The sequence below is a fragment of the Salinicola endophyticus genome, assembly GCF_003206575.1.
Taxonomy (GTDB): domain Bacteria; phylum Pseudomonadota; class Gammaproteobacteria; order Pseudomonadales; family Halomonadaceae; genus Salinicola; species Salinicola endophyticus.
Map to the genome: position 1 here is coordinate 85,906 of NZ_PZJO01000009.1, position 17,692 is coordinate 103,597.

The 17,692-nt window shown below is 63.8% G+C and carries 13 protein-coding genes; 4 read left to right on the plus strand and 9 right to left on the minus strand.

Annotated features, from left to right (window positions below):
- Positions 1–5 precede the first annotated feature (5 nt).
- Complete coding sequence (locus DOM66_RS16610; RefSeq protein WP_110676776.1) at positions 6–497, minus strand: GNAT family N-acetyltransferase; 492 nt, start codon at positions 495–497, stop codon at positions 6–8.
- A 70-nt stretch (positions 498–567) separates the two neighbouring features.
- On the opposite strand from DOM66_RS16610, the gene DOM66_RS16615 reads away from it, so the two are divergent.
- Positions 568–870 carry a DUF6916 family protein gene (locus tag DOM66_RS16615; protein WP_110690926.1) on the plus strand — a complete coding sequence of 101 codons (303 nt, stop codon included), beginning with the start codon at positions 568–570 and terminating at the stop codon, positions 868–870.
- 19 nt (positions 871–889) lie between these two features.
- Here the strand turns inward: DOM66_RS16615 and DOM66_RS16620 are convergent, their stop codons facing one another.
- Together DOM66_RS16620 and DOM66_RS16625 are read right to left on the minus strand one after the other, a co-directional pair.
- Positions 890–1,459 carry a phage tail protein gene (locus DOM66_RS16620; protein ID WP_110676779.1) on the minus strand — a complete coding sequence of 190 codons (570 nt, stop codon included), beginning with the start codon at positions 1,457–1,459 and terminating at the stop codon, positions 890–892.
- Between the two features lie 19 nt (positions 1,460–1,478).
- Positions 1,479–2,066, minus strand: a complete 588-nt coding sequence (locus DOM66_RS16625) for a phage tail protein (RefSeq protein ID WP_110690927.1) — start codon at positions 2,064–2,066, stop codon at positions 1,479–1,481.
- 370 nt (positions 2,067–2,436) lie between these two features.
- Here DOM66_RS16625 and DOM66_RS16630 point away from each other — a divergent pair, with 370 nt between their 5' ends.
- The 3 genes from DOM66_RS16630 (at position 2,437) to DOM66_RS16640 (ending at position 13,301) form a co-directional block, all read left to right on the plus strand.
- Positions 2,437–10,506: an Ig-like domain-containing protein gene (locus tag DOM66_RS16630; RefSeq protein ID WP_110690928.1), complete on the plus strand. Its 8,070-nt coding sequence runs from the start codon at positions 2,437–2,439 to the stop codon at positions 10,504–10,506.
- A 51-nt stretch (positions 10,507–10,557) separates the two neighbouring features.
- Complete coding sequence (locus tag DOM66_RS16635; protein WP_110690929.1) at positions 10,558–12,042, plus strand: TolC family protein; 1,485 nt, start codon at positions 10,558–10,560, stop codon at positions 12,040–12,042.
- 161 nt (positions 12,043–12,203) lie between these two features.
- Positions 12,204–13,301 carry an aldo/keto reductase gene (locus tag DOM66_RS16640; protein ID WP_245392472.1) on the plus strand — a complete coding sequence of 366 codons (1,098 nt, stop codon included), beginning with the start codon at positions 12,204–12,206 and terminating at the stop codon, positions 13,299–13,301.
- Positions 13,302–13,426: 125 nt separating this feature from the next.
- Here the strand turns inward: DOM66_RS16640 and dcd are convergent, their stop codons facing one another.
- The 6 genes from dcd to DOM66_RS16670 form a co-directional block, all read right to left on the minus strand.
- Positions 13,427–13,993: a dCTP deaminase gene (gene dcd / locus DOM66_RS16645; RefSeq protein WP_106420371.1), complete on the minus strand. Its 567-nt coding sequence runs from the start codon at positions 13,991–13,993 to the stop codon at positions 13,427–13,429.
- Positions 13,994–14,175: 182 nt separating this feature from the next.
- Positions 14,176–14,979 carry an iron-sulfur cluster carrier protein ApbC gene (apbC, locus tag DOM66_RS16650; protein WP_110690930.1) on the minus strand — a complete coding sequence of 268 codons (804 nt, stop codon included), beginning with the start codon at positions 14,977–14,979 and terminating at the stop codon, positions 14,176–14,178.
- A gap of 148 nt (positions 14,980–15,127) precedes the next feature.
- Positions 15,128–15,580 (minus strand): tellurite resistance TerB family protein, encoded by a 453-nt coding sequence (locus tag DOM66_RS16655; protein WP_110676787.1) that lies wholly within the window; start codon positions 15,578–15,580, stop codon positions 15,128–15,130.
- A gap of 257 nt (positions 15,581–15,837) precedes the next feature.
- A complete protein-coding gene (luxS, locus tag DOM66_RS16660; protein WP_110676789.1) occupies positions 15,838–16,353 on the minus strand; it encodes an S-ribosylhomocysteine lyase in 516 nt (171 codons plus the stop codon).
- Between the two features lie 110 nt (positions 16,354–16,463).
- Complete coding sequence (locus DOM66_RS16665; RefSeq protein WP_110690931.1) at positions 16,464–17,192, minus strand: glutathione S-transferase; 729 nt, start codon at positions 17,190–17,192, stop codon at positions 16,464–16,466.
- A 203-nt stretch (positions 17,193–17,395) separates the two neighbouring features.
- The gene (locus DOM66_RS16670) at positions 17,396–17,665 is read right to left on the minus strand and encodes a hypothetical protein (RefSeq protein ID WP_110676791.1); all 270 of its coding nucleotides are present in this window, start codon (positions 17,663–17,665) and stop codon (positions 17,396–17,398) included.
- Between the last annotated feature and the right edge of the window lie 27 nt (positions 17,666–17,692).

The following is a 17,692-nucleotide window of genomic DNA, read 5'->3' on the forward strand; positions in this document are numbered from 1 at the left end:
CGGGATCAGCGCGATCGCTGTGGCTCACAACGCATCTGTAGCTGGACATCGTCCTGCCCACCGGATTGCACGTAAAACCCCAAGCGCAAGTACAGGCGCAGCGCGGGATTATGCCGCATCACCGCCAGCTCCAGCGCCTTGCCCTGCAGATCGGCATAGTCGATCAGCTCCTTCAGCAGTCGCTCGCCCAGACCCTGCCTGCGGTAGCGCGCTTCCAGGCCGATATCCAGCAAGCGAATGGATATCGCCCCCTCGTGCCAGGTGAGCGACCCGACAGGCTGAGCGTCGATCAGTACGACCTCCGTGCGAGCATCCGGATAATGATTGGCAAAAACTCGGCGCTGTAGTTGCCACTGCTGCTCTAGTAATTCAGGACAGGTGGCCTGCAAGTCCGGCAATAACCCGCGCAACTGAGCGAAGAGTTGACGTAACCACGGGCCATCGGTCTCATTGGCAACGCGGCGCTGCAGGTTCGCGATAGCCTTTATCTCGGCCATGGGCTGATATACTTTATTGTCATGGCTAAAGCCTCCATCCCACTATGTAATACATAAAAAGAGTGACTGCATGCTCATCGACACCCAAGGCCTGACAGCCGAAGCGTTCAATGCGGAAATCGGCCAGGTGTTCACAGCAGAAACCGTGCCCGACCCGGTGCAACTGACACTTCACAAACTGGTGGAGGGCACGGGTACGAACGGTGGTCACCGCCAACCTTTCGCGCTGATATTCACCAGCCCCATGAACGTCATGCTGCTGGAGGCCCAGTACCGCCTCAAGAGCGCGAGCGGTCTTGAATACCTGCTCTACCTGAGCCAGATCGTCTCCCCGGGGGACGGCCTGCGCCACTATCAGGCCCAGTTCAACTAGGCCTGATAGTGGCGAGCGATCACGACCTAGGGGGATAGATCCCCTCGATACAGATGCACTGCGTCAACGTCAATACCGGCTGCAGGATGTCCACGGACTGGTTCTGACCACTGACAGCCAGTTGCGCACCCACTTGCAGTTGCGCAGGCAGCCCTACCGTGCCTGACGCCGGCGCGTAGATCTGCACCGTTGCCGGATCACGGCCAGAAGCACCCACGCTCTGCCCAAGCGTGGCGTTCGCCGAGGCCTGGCTAGCATCGGCTGGCGTCGCTGTTGCCTGCCAGGTAACGTCCGCATGGGCAGTCCCGGCGTGCTCGTGCACAGGCAGGTTATAATATTGCAGCGTGGTTCTCTCCGTCCCGCCCATAGCACCCTCCCGATATTGACCGCCTCCCATGGCCACTCTGCCGTTGAGATTGGGCAAACCAAAGGTGGTGCGGCCATCCCCGCCATAGATCGTGCCCAACAGCGAATACAGCGCCGAGTACTGGGCAATCGACAAGAGCTGTCCGTTACAGATCATCCAGCCGCGCGGCGCGAAGTTGCCGGCAAAGGGGGCGATAACCCCCATATAGCTGTCGATATCCATTGCAATACTCCTCGAGCCATCAGTCGCGTGGGGGAAACATGCCTTGCAGGCAGATGATGTAGTTGATGACGGTGAAGGGCTGGAGGATGTAGAACGGCTGACTGCCACCCGCGTTACCCACGGTCACGGAGGCCGTCGTGCTAAGAGGTAGGCTGACCGAACCAGGCGTCGGCGCGTAGATCTTCACATCGACGGACTCTCGACCCAAGGCGCCAGTGGCACTGGCCAATACGGTGTCAGCTGTCGGCGTGGCCGTGGTGGCAGCCGCGCTACTGGCCGGCAAGGAGGCGCTGGCCGAAACCGTGGCGGCATGGTTGTGAGCGGGCATATGCAGTTGTGTCAGGGTCACGGTTTCCTGCCCGCCCCCTTGCCCCAATTGATAAGTCGAAGTGCCTGGCGACTGCCCCTCCCCGATGGGCACACGGCCTTGCAGGTTGGGCAGGGCGAAGTTGCTCTGACCGTTCCCCCCATAGATCGTGCCAATGACGGCGAAGAGCGCCTGATACTGATTGATGGGCAGCAACTGCCCCTGGCAAAAGGCCCAGTTGCGCGGCGCGAAGGGGGGTGCCCAACCACTGATCGCACCAATGTAGGACTGATCGCTCATGACTATTCCCTTGATTTTTTAGCCACATGGCCACGGAGTCATCCACACCGCCCTATCCTGCTTGCGGTTCATTGTCATTAAGACTCATCGTGTCTATTAGTGCGAGCAAATATTTATTTCGCTTGCCATCTCCCATTCTTCGATATGAACCCAGTAGACTGCGTTTACTGGCCGTTAAATCCCACGACGTCCTGTTACTTTGGCATACCCGTTCACTACTCCACGCGCGGCCCGGCGCTCGAAGAGTGCGGGCACGCTGAATCCGAGTGAGGAGTGTCTAGTGTTACGGAAACTGCTGAAAGTCTCGACGAGCGCCAAGACTCATACTGGCCCGTCGCATGCCCCCCTGGCCATCAGTCTCGAAGCGCGCATGATGTTCGATGGCGCCGTAGCCGCTACCGTTGCCGATACGGCTGACAACCAGCCCGCCGACACTCCTGATTCGGCAAACACCAGCGACGCCTCGCATGACACTCTGGCCGCAGCGCCGAAGAGTGCCACGTCCGACCAGCGTCAGGATCTGGTGTTCATCGATGGCCAGGTGGCCGACAAGGAACAACTGATCGCCTCGCTGCGCCCCGGAGTCGAGGTGGTGGTACTCGACGGCAGTGGCGATGGCCTGCAACAGATCGCCGAGTACCTGCAAGGCCGGCAGGATATCGATGCCATTCATATTCTCAGCCATGGCGACGATGGCCTGCTGAAACTGGGCACGACTACGCTGGACAGCCAGAACGTCGGCAGCCACTCGGCCGAGCTGGCCGCGATCGGGGCCAGCCTCGGTAGCGACGGTGACATTCTCCTCTATGGCTGCGACATCGGCCGCAGCGACAGCGGTGCCGCCCTGGTGGAACAATTGGCGATACTGACCCAGGCGGACATCGCTGCCTCGTCCGACAGAACCGGCGCTGCCGCGATGGGCGGGGACTGGGAGCTGGAGCGGCAGAGTGGCGAAATTTCCGCTCATGACGTGCTGGATATGGCGCAACTGGCGAACTACGACAATCTGCTGGCGCTGCCCTCGCCCAACCAGTCGTTCAGCGATACCTACTGGAACAACAATACCGGCGGCAACACCGTCGACGGTTTCAACATTACCGAATCGACCGGCGCCACCCGGGCCAGCTCACCCAACTCCATCTATTTTCAAGACAGCTCGGTGAAGGATGTCGATGACAACTACTACTACGAGCTGACCTGGACCGCGGACAATGACGACCTGGGGACATTCGACCTCGACGGCATGGTGATCCAGAGCTTCGGTGGTAACTATCGCCTCGATTTCAGCGCCACCTCTGGCGGTGTCGACGTCTCTGAGTCATTCACCTACAGCTCTGCTCAAGGGCCACTGACCGTCGATCTGGATGCATCCAAATTCAATGACATCTCGTCGTTCACCCTGCGCGTGACCAACCTGAGCGGTGCTACATCGTTGGCCAATATGGACCTGCAGCAGCTGAATCTGACAGATCTGAGGGGAAGCAATAGCCCTCCCACAATTGGCAATCTCAACGGCGACAGCGCGGCCTGGGCCGGAGTCGGCAACAGCGTGCTCCTCGACGCAGGCAGCAACGCCAGCCTGAGCGACAGCGAACTCGGGGCTCTCAACGGCGGCAACGGCAACTGGTCCGGGGCCAGCCTGGTCATCCAGCGTGACGGCGCGGCCGTGGGCAGCGACGTGCTGGGCTTCGACACCAGCGGCGCCCTGTTCAGCGTCAGCGGCAACAATCTGCAGTCCGGCGGCCAAACCTTCGCCACCTTCTCCAATACCGGTGGCGTACTGACCGTCAACTTCACCAGCAGCACCACCACAGCGACCACGGCGCTGGTCAACGACGTGGCGCAGCGAATCACCTATCGCAGCGATACGCCGGCCGGTGATGCCAATCTCCGCTATACCCTCGACGATGGTTCCGGGGCTCGCAACTCGGCCAATGTTACGGTGACGAGCGATACCATCTACATCACCAACACTGGTGACACCGCCACCATCGATGCCAGCAATGGTGTGAGCTTCAGCGAGGCCGTGGCTATCGCCGCCGCCGACAACACCGGCAGCCAGACCCTCGTCTTCGACAGCTCGCTGGCGAACCAGACGCTCAACCTCAATACGGTGAACCTTGACGAGAGCCTGACCTTCGACATGGATCAGGCCAGCGGCCTGACGCTCAGCGGTGGCACCATCACCCTGGCAGGAGGAACCACCCAGACCTTCACCCATGGCAGCGGCGATACTGCGACCATCAGCAACCGCATCGCCGGCAGTGGCGCCCTGACCAAGGCGGGCGCCGGCAACCTGATCCTGTCCGGCACTGGCAACACCTTCTCCGGCGGCGCCAACATTTCCGCGGGTACCCTGGCCGTCGCCAATGGTGATGCCATTGCCAACGACAGCAGCGTCTCGATCGCCGCGGGCGCCACCCTGGCGCTGAACAGTAACGAGACCATAGGCAACCTTTCCGGTACGGGTGCAATCGACCTGGGCAGCAGCACCCTGACGACGAACCAGACAGCGGATACCACCTTCTCCGGCAATATCAGCGGCAACGGCGGCCTGAGCTTCAACCAGACCGGATCAGCTAATCATTCGCTGACCCTCTCCGGCAGCAACAGCTACACCGGCAGCACCACGCTGCTCAATTATGGCTGGCTGAGGCTAGATGGCGACGCATCGATGTCCAGCAGCAGTGCGGTACGGGTCAACGGCAACAGCGTGCTGACCCTGCTCTCGGGTCAGACCATCGGCAGCCTGGCGAGCAACAGTGCCAACGCCAGCATCCAGCTCGGCAGCCATAGCCTCACCAGTGGGGGCGACAACAGTTCAACCAGCGTCTCCGGGATCATTTCCGGCAGCGGCTCACTGATCAAGCAGGGCAATGGCGTTCTCACCCTGGCCGGCGACAACAGCTATTCCGGCACCACCACCGTCTCCGCTGGCACCCTGTCGATCGGTGGTGATGCCAACCTCGGCACGGGCGACCTCACCCTGGCTGGCAGCACGCTCGACATCACTGGCACCACGACCGTCGATAATGCCATCGCCTTCACGGGCAACAGCACCATCGATAACAGCAACGCCGTCACCCTCAGCGGTGCCATCAGCGGCGCCTATGACCTGACGAAAACCGGCGCAGGTACCCTGACCCTGTCCGGCAGCAATAGCTACGGCGCCACCTATGTCAGCGCCGGCAACCTGAGCGTGGACAACGATGCCAACCTCGGCTCGGGTGCGGTCAATCTAGCCGCCGACACCACGTTGGCGCTCACCGGCGCGACCACCGTCGACAACGCCATCGTCCTCGGCGGCAATGCCACGGTCACTGCCGCGACCAATGCCACCCTGTCAGGCGTGGTCAGTGGTGCCTACACCCTGAACAAGACAGGTGCCGCGACGCTCACGCTGTCTGGCAACAATACCTACGGTGCGACCACCGTCGGCGCCGGTACCCTAAGCGTGGCCAGCGACGCCAACCTCGGCAGCGACACGCTGACCCTGGCTGCCGGCAGCACTCTGGCCACCAGTAACGCCACCACCATCGACAACGCCATTGCCCTGAGCGGCAACGCCACGGTGAACACTGGCGCCGCGACCACCCTGTCCGGGGTGATCAGTGGCAGCAACGACCTGACCAAGACAGGTGCTGCAACCCTGACGCTGAGCGGCAGCAATACCTATAGCGGCAGCACCAGCGTCAGCGCCGGCACCCTGAGCGTCGCCGGTGACGGCAACCTCGGCGCCGGCAGCCTCAACCTGGCCAACGGCACCACCCTGCAGATCACGGGTAACACCACCATCGACAATGCCCTGGCCTTGGCCGGCGTGGCCACCATCAATGCCGGCGCGGCCTCTACCCTGTCCGGCACCATCAGTGGCACGGGCAGCCTGACCAAGGCGGGCTCCAGCAACCTGACCTTGTCGGGTAGCAACACCAACACGGGCACGACCAGCGTGTCTGCCGGCACCTTGGTCGTGGACGGCAGCACCAGCAGCGCTACCATTGTGGCCAATGGCGCCACCCTGGCCGGCGGCGGCATCCTGGGTGGCGACGTCATCGTGCAGAACGGCGGCACCCTCTCCCCGGGCAATAGCGGCGCCGGCACCCTGACCGTGAATGGCAATCTGACCCTGGATGCAGGCAGCACCCTGGCATTGGATATCGATGGCGCCAGTGCTGGCACCGGCTACGACCAGGTCGTGGTCAATGGCACCGTCGACGTTTCCGGCGCGACCCTGACGGTCAACCATGGTTATGCCGCCGGCAATGGTGAGATCTACAAGGTCATCCTCAATGACGCCTCCGATGCCATCACTGGCACCTTCAGTGGCCTCAGCGAGGGCAGCACCTTCAACGCAGCGAGCAATGGCACCCAATTGACCACCAGCTATGCCGGCGACACTGGCAATGACCTGACCCTGACCGCCCCCACCGTCCCGACAATCACCAGTGTTTCGTCCAGCACGGCCAACGGAACCTACAAGATCGGCGACACCATAGTCGTCACCGTCCAGTTCAGCAGCACCGTGAACGTCAACGGCATCCCGACCCTGACCCTGGAAACCGGCACCACTGATCGCGTACTCAACTACCTTTCCGGCTCGGGCAGCGACACCCTGAGCTTCAGCTACACCGTACAGGCCGGTGACAGCTCCGCCGACCTCGACTACGCCTCCACCTCGGCCCTGAGCCTCAACGGCGGCAGCATTCAGGACGGCACCAGCCAGGCCGCACTCCTGACCCTGCCGACACCTGGCACCGCCGGTTCCCTCGGCGCCAACAAGGCCCTGGTGGTGGACGGCGTGCGCCCGGCCGCCAGCGGCATTACCCTCAGCGACACGACGCTGCGGATCGGCGAGACCGCCACCGTCACCGTCACCTTCAACGAGGCCGTGCAGGGTCTGGACATCGTCGACTTCAGCGTGGCCAACGGCAGCCTCAGCGGCCTCAGCTCAAGCGATGGCGGCCTGACCTGGACCGCGACCCTGACGCCGAGTACCAATATCGCCGACGCCAGCAACCTGATCACCCTGAATAACACCGGCTACAGCGATGCGGCAGGCAACGCCGGCAGCGGCAGCACCGATTCAGCCAACTACGCCATCGACACTCAGCGCCCGAGCGCGACCATCGCCTTGAGCGACACGGCATTGGCTGCCGGTGAGACGGCGACCGTGACCGTCACCTTCAGCGAAGCGGTCACCGGCCTGACCACGGCGGACTTCGGCGTGGCCAACGGCGTACTGAGCGATCTCAGCTCCAGCGATGGTGGCCTGACCTGGACCGCAACCCTGACGCCGAGCACCAATATCGCCGATAGCAGCAACGTCATCACTTTGGATAACACTGGCTACAGCGACGCGACCGGTAATACCGGCGCCGGCACCACCGACTCCAACAACTACGCCATCGACAGCCAGCGCCCGAGCGCCACCATCGTGGTCGCCGACACCGCCTTGAAAGCGGGCCAGAACACCACGGTCACCGTCACCTTCAGCGAGGCGGTGACCGGCCTGACCACGGGTGACTTCAGCGTGGCCAACGGCGCGCTCAGCAACCTCAGCTCGAGCGACGGCGGCATCACCTGGACGGCGACCCTGACACCGAACGCCAACGTCACCGACACGACCAATCTGATCACTCTGGACAACACCGGCTACACCGATGCCATCGGCAATACCGGCACCGGCACCACCGACTCCAATAACTACGCCATCGATAGCCAGCGTCCGACTGCCACCATCGCGGTAGCCGACACCGCCCTGGCCATCGGTGAAAGCAGCGCGGTAACCATCACCTTCAGCGAGGCAATCACCGGCCTGACCACAGCAGACTTCAGCGTGACCAATGGCACCCTCAGCGGCCTCAGCTCAAGCGATGGCGGCCTGACCTGGACCGCGACCCTGACGCCGAGCACCAATATCGCCGACGCCAGCAATCTGATCACCCTGAATAACACCGGCTACAGCGATGCGGCAGGCAACGCCGGCAGCGGAACCACCGATTCCAACAACTACGCCATCGACACTCAGCGCCCGAGCGCGACCATCGCCTTGAGCGACACGGCATTGGCTGCCGGTGAGACGGCGACCGTGACCGTCACCTTCAGCGAAGCGGTCACCGGCCTGACCACGGCCGACTTCGGCGTGGCCAACGGCGTACTGAGCGATCTCAGCTCCAGCGATGGCGGCCTGACCTGGACGGCAACCCTGACCCCCAGTACCAACGTCACTGATACCAGCAACCTGATCACCCTGGATAACACCGGGGTACAGGATGCCGCTGGCAACGCCGGTACCGGCAGCACCGACTCCAACAACTACGCCATCGACAGCCAGCGCCCGACCGCCACCATCGCGCTCGCCGACACGGCACTGAAAGCGGGCCAGAACACCACGGTCACCGTCACCTTCAGCGAGGCGATCAATGGTTTGACCACGAGTGACTTCAGCGTGGCCAACGGCGCGCTCAGCAACCTCAATTCGAGCGATGGCGGGCTGACCTGGACGGCGACCCTGACGCCCAGCACCAACGTCACCGACACGACCAATCTGATCACTCTGGACAACACCGGCTACACCGATGCCGCCGGCAATACCGGCACCGGCACCACCGACTCCAACAACTACGCCATCGAGACCCAGCGGCCAACTGCGAACATCGTGGTCAACGACACCGCCCTGGCCATCGGTGAAACCACCGCCGTGACCATCACCTTCAACGAAGCGGTGAGCGGGCTGAGCCTGACCGATTTCAGCGTGGCCAACGGCACCCTGAGCAACCTGGGCTCCAGCGATGGCGGCACCACCTGGACCGCGATCCTGACGCCCAGCGCCAATATCACCGACAGCAGCAATGTCGTCACCCTGAATAACACCGGGGTGCAGGATGCCGCGGGCAATATCGGCAGCGGCAGTACCATCTCGAACAACTACGCCATCGATACCCAGCGCCCGACCGCGACCATCCAGTTGAGCGACACCGCGCTGGCTGCCGATGAAACGGCGACCGTGACCATCACCTTCAGCGAAGCGGTCACCGGCCTGACCACGGGCGACTTCAGCGTGGCCAACGGCGCCCTGAGCGATCTTAGCTCCAGCGATGGCGGCACCACCTGGACCGCGACCCTGACCCCTGACGCCAACGTCACCGCGAGCAGCAACCTGATTACCCTGAACAATCCAGGAGTGCAGGACGCAGCCGGTAATACCGGTATTGGCGGCACCCTATCGGGCAACTATGCCGTCGATACCGTGGTTCCCACCATCGCCAGTGTCGACGTGCCAGCCGGCGTACAGTACAACGCGGGCGATACCCTGACATTCGTGGTCAACGCCAACGAAGCCGTTCTGGTCAATGGCACGCCAAGGCTGGCATTGGATATCGGCGGCAGCACGGTTTTCGCTGACTACGTGGCAGGCTCTGGCACCACGACCCTGATCTTCCAGTACAGCCTGCAACCCGGTCTCGACGATGCGGACGGCATCACCGTGTCCGGCCTGCAGAACAATGATGGCAGCTTGCGCGATGCGGCCGGCAATGCCATGAGCCTGACCCTGAACAATGTCGGAGAGACTGCCGGCGTGCGCATCGATACCACCGTGCCTACCGCGACCATCGTGCTGGATACCACCGCCAGCGCCGACGGCAACGTGAGCTATACGCTGACCTTCAGCGAAGACGTCAGTGGCGTCGACCTGTCGGACTTCACTCTGATCAGCACGGGGAGCGCCCAGGGTAATCTCGGCAGCCTGGAGCGAATCGATGCGCGCACCTACAGCGTCACTATCATCAATGTCAGCGGCAGCGGCAGCCTAGCACTGGCACTCAACGACACCGCTACCGGCATCAACGACACCGCCGGCAATGCGCTGCCGGGTGGCCTGGTCGGCCAGCCCTACACCCAGTCCCAAATTCAGGGTGATCCGGAGTTCCGCATCAACCCATCGACCCCGCTGACGCAGCCCGGCGTCGGCGCGATATCCGAGCCGACACGAGCGTCGGCGCCGCCTTCTCTGTTTACCTCGCCCCTGCGCCCCACCCCGCTATTCGAGGTGCCCAACCTGGGCAGTGGCATACCGCCAGTGGGCGATATCTTCATCCGCAATGGCGCCCTGGCACCCAGCTATATCGCCCAGGTCTTCGCCAGCAGCGCTGCGAATCTGGGTATCGGCGCGGCGACTGAAGCGTCCACTATCGGCGGTAGCGAGAACACCTTCGGCAGCAGCAACTTTTCGGCGCTGTTCGATGGCATCGCCCCGCCTACACAGGGCGACATTCAGCTCCGCCCGGGCCCGGACACCAACGAGGTAAGCCAGAACGCGCTTCAGGGCGCACCCACCCTGGCTCAGCAGTTGCAGGAGATACAGGAAGACGAGTGGCGCCAGGTCAGCAGTCTGACCCTGGCATTCGCGCAGATGGCCGAGCCGACATCCAAGGTCTAGCAAAAGACCGAACAATAATCGATAGATGCCGTACCAAGGGGAAGTTCGAGGATGAGTCGTCAAAAGCAACTTTTCGCAGTCAGCCTGTTGACTCTGGCCATCAGTGGCTGCGCCGTCACCAGCCAGCCGATCGATCACAGTGTCAGCGAACAGCGCGCTCAGCAGGATCTGCGCACGATGTTCAAGGACCAGGAGCCGCTCAGCGGCCCGCTCACGCTGCATGAAGCCATGGCCCGCGCCGTGAAATACAACCTCGAGGGGCGTTTGAAGGTCATGGAAGAGGCCATGGCCCAGCGTCAGGTCGATCTGGCCACCTTCGACATGCTCCCGCGCATGGCGCTGTCAGCCGGTTATGCTGGCCGCAGCAACGTCAGCGCCTCCAGCAGCGAGAGCATTCGAACCGGGACTCAGTCACTCGAGCCTTCGACCTCACTGGATCGCGACCGCCGCGTCGCTGACCTCACCATGGTGTGGAACGTACTCGACTTCGGCGTCGGTTATGTCAATGCCAAGCAGCAGAGCGATCGACGCCTGATCGTGCAGGAGCGCCGGCGCAAGGTGGTCCACACCATCATTCAGGACGTGCGTTCGGCCTATTGGCGGGCAGTAGCGGCCGACCGTCTGCTAGGCCAGATCGACAGTCTGATGGCACGAGTCGATCAAGCGAGTGAGAATAGCCGCCGCCTCAGCGATCAGCGTATCGGCGACATCATCCAGACGCTGAGCTACCAGCGCGCCCTGATCGAAGCCACGCGACAGCTCGAGGAGCAGCGCCGTGCGCTCTCGCTGGCCAAGACCGAGCTCGCGACGCTGATCAATCTGCCCCTGGGCACCGAGATCGAGCTGGCACCCGCGGCGGGCTATCAGGTGCCTCAACTCACGGTCGACCTCAGCCAGCTCGAACAGGCGGCCTTGACCCATCGCCCCGAACTGCGCGAGCAGGACTACGAAACCCGCATCAGCGCCGCCGAGACCCGCAAGGCCATGCTGCGCCTGCTGCCCGGCCTCGAGTTTTCCGCCGGCGCCCACTACGACAGCAACTCCTTTCTGGTCAATCAGAGCTGGGCCGATTATGGAGTGAAGGTCACCTGGAACCTGTTCAACGTGCTCTCCGGGCCAGCCGCCATCGACGCGGCCAAGGCCGGCCAGGCAGTCGTGGAAGCGCGCCGCCAGGCAATGTCGATGGCGATCCTGGCGCAATTGCATGTCGCCAATGCCAATTTCCGCGAAGCGCAGCGTCAGTTCGCGACCAGTCAAGAGTTGGTCAGCCTGGATAGCCAGATCGTCGAACAGCTGCGCAATCGCTATCAGGTACAGAGCATCGGCGAACTGGAGCTGATCCAAGGCGAGCTGAATACGCTGCAGGCCGATCTGCGCCGCGACCTGGCCTACGCCGACCTGCGCAGCAGCTATGGTCAGCTCGCCGCCAGCGTCGGCTTCGATCCGCTGCCCGAGAGCCTTGCCTCCAACAGCATCGACGGCATTGCCGAAGCGCTCGCCAGTCGTGAAGCGCAGTGGCAGTCGGGCCAGCTGTAGCCCCCACCGCAGCGTGCGTTGGCCACCAGCGCCGCCCTGGGCGGCGCTTATTCAGGCACTTCTCCATGCCCCCCGACTTGCTCCCGGGCCGATCTTTGCCAGACTGAAAGAGCCCCGCTCGCCTCGCGGCGGGGCCTGATTCAGCCAGGCAAGGAGGCCATATGAGCATGCAATATCGTCCGCTGGGCAACTCGGGGCTGATGGTCTCGAGCCTGACCCTGGGCACGGTGCCGTTCGGCGGTAGCCACGGTTTCGAGAAGGCGGCGAGCGTCGACGTCAAGGGCGCCCGACGCCTGCTCGACATCGCCTTCGATGCGGGTGTCAATCTGGTCGACACCGCCGACCTCTACTCCCATGGCCAAGCCGAAGAGATCACCGCCAAGGCGCTCGGCGACAAGCGCCAGGACATCATCCTCGCCACCAAGGGACGCAGTCCCCTGGGCGACGACCCCAACGCCAGCGGTGCTTCGCGTTACCATCTGATCCGCGCGGTGGAGGCCAGCCTCAAGCGCCTGGGCACCGACCACATCGATCTCTACCAGATCCACAACTGGGACGGCGTCACCCCGGTCGAGGAGACGCTGGAGGCGCTGCACCATCTGGTCACCAGTGGCAAGGTGCGCTACTGGGGCACCTCCAACTACACCGGCTGGCAGATGATGAAGACCCTGGGCAAGGCCGAACTCCACGGCCTGACCAAACCGATCAGCCAGCAGATCTACTACACCCCGGAGTCACGTGAAGCGGAGTACGAGCTAATGCCGCTGGCGCTGGATCAGAACCTCGGCTCGCTGATCTGGGGACCGCTGGGTGAGGGCTTCTTGACCGGCAAGGTACGCCGCGGCCGGCCGACGCCGCCGGACACCCGCCAGGGTAACGGCTGGCCCGAGCCCTATGTCCACGACATGGAGCGCGCCTACGACATCATCGAGACACTGATCGCCATCGGCGAAGCCCACGACTGCTCGCCGGCGCGGGTGTGCCTGGCATGGCTCAAGGATCGCCCGGGCGTCACCTCACTGATCGTCGGCGCGCGCAGCGAAGCGCATCTACACGACAACCTCGCCGCCGCCGAGCTGACGCTGAGCGAGGCCGAGCAGCGCCAGCTGGAGCAGCTGACGCGCCCCGCCCCGCTCTACCCCTACTGGCACCGGGTGGTGGCCGGCATGGATCGCCTCGACCCGGCAGAGAAGCCGTTTCTCGACGGCTACGCCGAGACCATCAAGCACCGCAGCGACGATCGTGCGGCGAACGTCTGACTGGCCTGATTAGGCACGGCAAGGCCCAGAAGCGGGCGGCATCGCAGGCAAAGACGGGGCGCCTCCCTGGCGGAGGCGCCCCGTCTGTCGTCACGTGGCCGGCCCTGGGGCCGTCGCGGGCGTGATCAGGTGCGCGGCAGGGTCACCCCACGCTGCCCCATGTACTTGCCGCCGCGATCCTTGTACGACGTCGCGCAGACCTCGTCGGATTCGAGGAACAGCATCTGCGCCACTCCCTCGTTGGCGTAGATCCGCGCCGGCAGGTTGGTGGTGTTGGAGAACTCCAGCGTCACGTGGCCTTCCCACTCGGGCTCCAGCGGCGTGACGTTGACGATGATGCCGCAGCGCGCATAGGTCGACTTGCCCAGGCAGATCGTCAGCACGCTGCGCGGAATCCGGAAGTACTCCACGGTGCGCGCCAGGGCGAAGGAGTTGGGCGGGATCACGCAGGCGTCGCCCTTGACGTCGACGAAGCTCTTCTCGTCGAACGCCTTGGGATCGACCACCGCCGAGTGGATGTTGGTGAACACCTTGAATTCGTCGGCACAGCGCACGTCATAACCGTAGCTGGAGGTGCCGTAGGAGATCACGCGCTGGTCGTTGGCGTAGCGAACCTGGTCCGCCTCGAAGGGCTCGATCATGCCCTCCTGCTCCGCCATCCGGCGAATCCACTTGTCGGATTTGATGCTCATGCAGGTGTCCTTGGAGCGGCGTCACGGGGAGCCACGGCTCCCCCGCGCCGGGTCGAGAAATGGGTACGGCTGAATCGGCCCGCCATCATAGCGGCCCGCCCGCGCGAAGGGAACGCCGGGCGCCGGCACAGCGCCGCGCAGCCGTCACCCAATCGACGGACCCGGTACTTGTCAGGCCGTGGCTAATCGCTGAACGAGATGCTCGGCCCGGTGCCCCCGCTCTCGGCGACACCGCTGGCCACCGCGCGGGCGATACGCCGGAAGGTCTGCGCCACCTCGCCATCGGGTTCGGCGATCACACTGGGCTGGCCGCCGTCGGCCTGCTCGCGGATCGACAGCGTCAGCGGCAGCTGGCCCAGCAGTTGGGTCGCGTACTGCTCGGCGATGCGCTCTCCGCCGCCGCTGCCGAAGATCGGCTCGCTGTGACCGCACTGGGAGCAGACGTGAAGACTCATGTTCTCGACCACACCCAGCACCGGCACGTTCACCTTGCGGAACATCTCGATCCCCTTGCGAGCATCGAGCAGTGCGATGTCCTGGGGCGTGGTGACGATCACCGCGCCGTCCACCGAGACCTTCTGCGCCAGCGTCAGCTGGATGTCGCCGGTGCCCGGCGGCATGTCGATGAACAGAAAATCGAGGTCATCCCACAGCGTCTGGTTGAGCAGCTGCTGGAAAGCGCCGGAGACCATCGGCCCGCGCCAGACCATGGGCTGATTGATATCCACCATGAACGCCATCGACATCGCCTGGATACCGTGTGCGACGACCGGCTTCATGTTTTTCTCGTCGACCACCTCGGGGCGGGTATTCTCCGGCAAGCCCAGCATGCGCGACTGGCTCGGCCCGTAGATGTCCGCATCCAGCAGCCCTACCCGATAGCCTTCGGCGGCCATGGCCAGGGCCAGATTGGCGGTCACGGTGGATTTGCCGACGCCGCCCTTGCCCGACGCCACGGCCACGATGTGCTTGATGCCCTCGGTCACGCTCCCTCCTTGACTCACTGTCGACGGCCACGGTCACTCGGACCGCGCTTTGGCGGCAGTATAACGGCCACCCATGGGGATACCCTAGAGCTGAGGTCGGAAATTCCGGCCCACTGGCAAGTGCCGGCATCCGTGACGACGGCGGCGCTCAGCCGCGCGCTTCGAGCACGGCGAGCTTGGTGCGGATGAAGTCGCTGTGACTCACGTAGAGCAGATCGGCCAGGCGCCGGATGCGGTGCTCCTCGAGGGCGGCGAGTTCATTGTCGGCGTAGGCCAGCCGCCACATGGCAGCGACCAGCTCGACCCGCTGGGCATAGCTGAAACGCTCGTTGAGCAGCGAGACATACTGGAAATGGTCGACCGCATGCTCGACCTGCTCCTCGGCCTCCGCGATCAGCGCATCGGCCTGTTCACCGCTCAGCGAGAACTGGCGTATCAACATCTCGCGCAGGGTCGCGAGCTCCTGCGGATCGACCTCGTAGTCGGCGCGCAGTACCTCGCTGAGCAGCGCCGCCACCGCCAGCTGCGGGGTGACCGCATCGTGATGATCGTGCGCGGGCGCGAGCACTCGCTGAAAGAACTGCTGAACCGTATCGAGCATGAGCGTGTCCTGATGCAAAGACGATGAATGACGGGCCGGGTCGAGCGCCGATGACAAAGGGATAATAACGCCCGACGCCACTACCGTTTTGACAACGCAGGCGCCGAAGGTTCGCCGCCGCGCCCCGCCCGAGAGTCTCTAGCAGCCAGGCCCAGAAAAGGCAGCCCCAGACGCGACAGTATCTCCCACGACGGACCCAGAAACGACGAGGCCCGCGGCAACAGTGCCGCGGGCCCCATAATCACGCGTCGAACGCCTCAGGCGCCGTGCGCGGCCAGGAACTCCTCGGTCAGCTTCAGCTCGCTGTTGGAGTTGACGCCGATACCCCGGGTGGTGACATTGCGCGCGATCTGCTGCGCCTCGCCCAGCGAGTGCATCTCGGCGGTGCCGCACTGGTAGATATTGAGCTCGGGGATCGATGCCTGATCCTCGAGTGCCAGCACGTCACGCATCGAGGCTTCCCAGGCCTCACCCACTGCCGCTTCGTCGACCTGCCCGATCAGGCTCATGTAGAAGCCGGTCCGGCAGCCCATCGGCGAGATATCGATGATCTCGACGCCGTCACCGTTGAGGTGCTGGCGCATGAAGCCGGCGAACAGATGCTCCAGCGTATGGATACCACGCTCGGAGAGGATCTCCTCGTTGGGGATGCAGAAACGCAGGTCGTAGACCGTGATGTCATCGCCGTGGGGCGTGCGCATCTGCTTGGCCACGCGCACCGCCGGTGCGTTCATCTTGGTATGGTCGACCATGAAACTATCGAGTAATGGCATCTTTGCCTCCTTGTCCGCTAATCGGAAGTGTCTCTACTGTAGCACGCCAGCCGTACGAGTCAGAAAGCCGCGGCCCCACCACCGCAGCCGCCTTCGGCGAGGAGCGGCACTCAGCCATCCAGCTCGGAATAGTGGCGGAAGATCCCCGACGGGTTGAACGCCTGACGCCGCTCGGACATCAGGTAGCTGGCCAGCCGCGTGCGCGATCCCACCCGGTCGACCAGGGCCACCAGTGCCGGCAGCTCCGGCTCCCGCCGCCCCATGGCCCGCGGGAACGCGTAGCGCAATCCGGTCATCACCTGGAACAGCGACAGGTCGACGTAGCTATGCGCACCGCCGACCAGATAGGCCTCGCTACCGGCGTTCACCGCCAGCACCCGCTCGAAGTAGTCGAGGAACTTGGGCAGGCGCTCCTGGACGAAAAGCTTACCGCGGCGCTGCGCCTCATCGCGCTGATCCTCGTAGTAGAGCGACGTCCCGATCGGATGGTGGGTGTCGTGAATCTCGGCCACGAAATCGCTGAGCGTGAGCTGCAGGCCATGGGCGCGCCGCTGCAGCGCCGCATCGTCGGCGATCAGCCCCAGACGCGGCCCGAGAAACAGCAGAATGTTGGCGACCTGCGAGATCATCTCCTCGCCTATCTTGAGTACCGGCGGTGCGAAGTGCGGCTGGCCTGACGCGCCGGCATGCAGACACTCGCTGACCGCACCGGCGCCGCCACCCTGTGCCGCCGGCAGCAGTCCGATATCGACATACTCGACCCCGGCATCCTCGAAGGCCAGACGCACGAATTCACCGCGCCCCTGGATACCCGGCCAGTAATAGAGTTCGTAACGCATGGGGTTCGCACCTGAGATCGAGAGAAGAGATCGGAAACGGGCCTCGAGAATGAAGCCCATGGAGTTTCAGCGTAGCAGCTCACGCCCGCAGACGCGGCCGCCACGCCACGCCACGCCGCCCACGCCATCAGAACCCAGCGGCATTCCGCTGGCCCCCTCCCCGGCGTCGTCGAAGACACCCTCAAGCACACAGGCCCGACCGCTCAACGGCAGGCCACCGCCTGACGCAGGGTGCTCTTGACCCACAGACGCTGGCCATCCGGCGTCTTGCCCTGATCGTTCCACTGCTGGGTGGTCTGAACGCAGAACGAGCCCAGATTCTCGATCGCGGGCGCCGCCGCCTCTGGGCGCTCGCCGCCGATCCGCAGCACGTCGGTATTGTTGGACTGATAGTTGGGCGCAAAGGTATTGGACGCGCACCCGCCAACGGCCAGGGCCGTGACAGCGGCGAACAGGATGTGGCGCAATGCCATGGTGATGATTCCTCGGAAAGCGCGCGG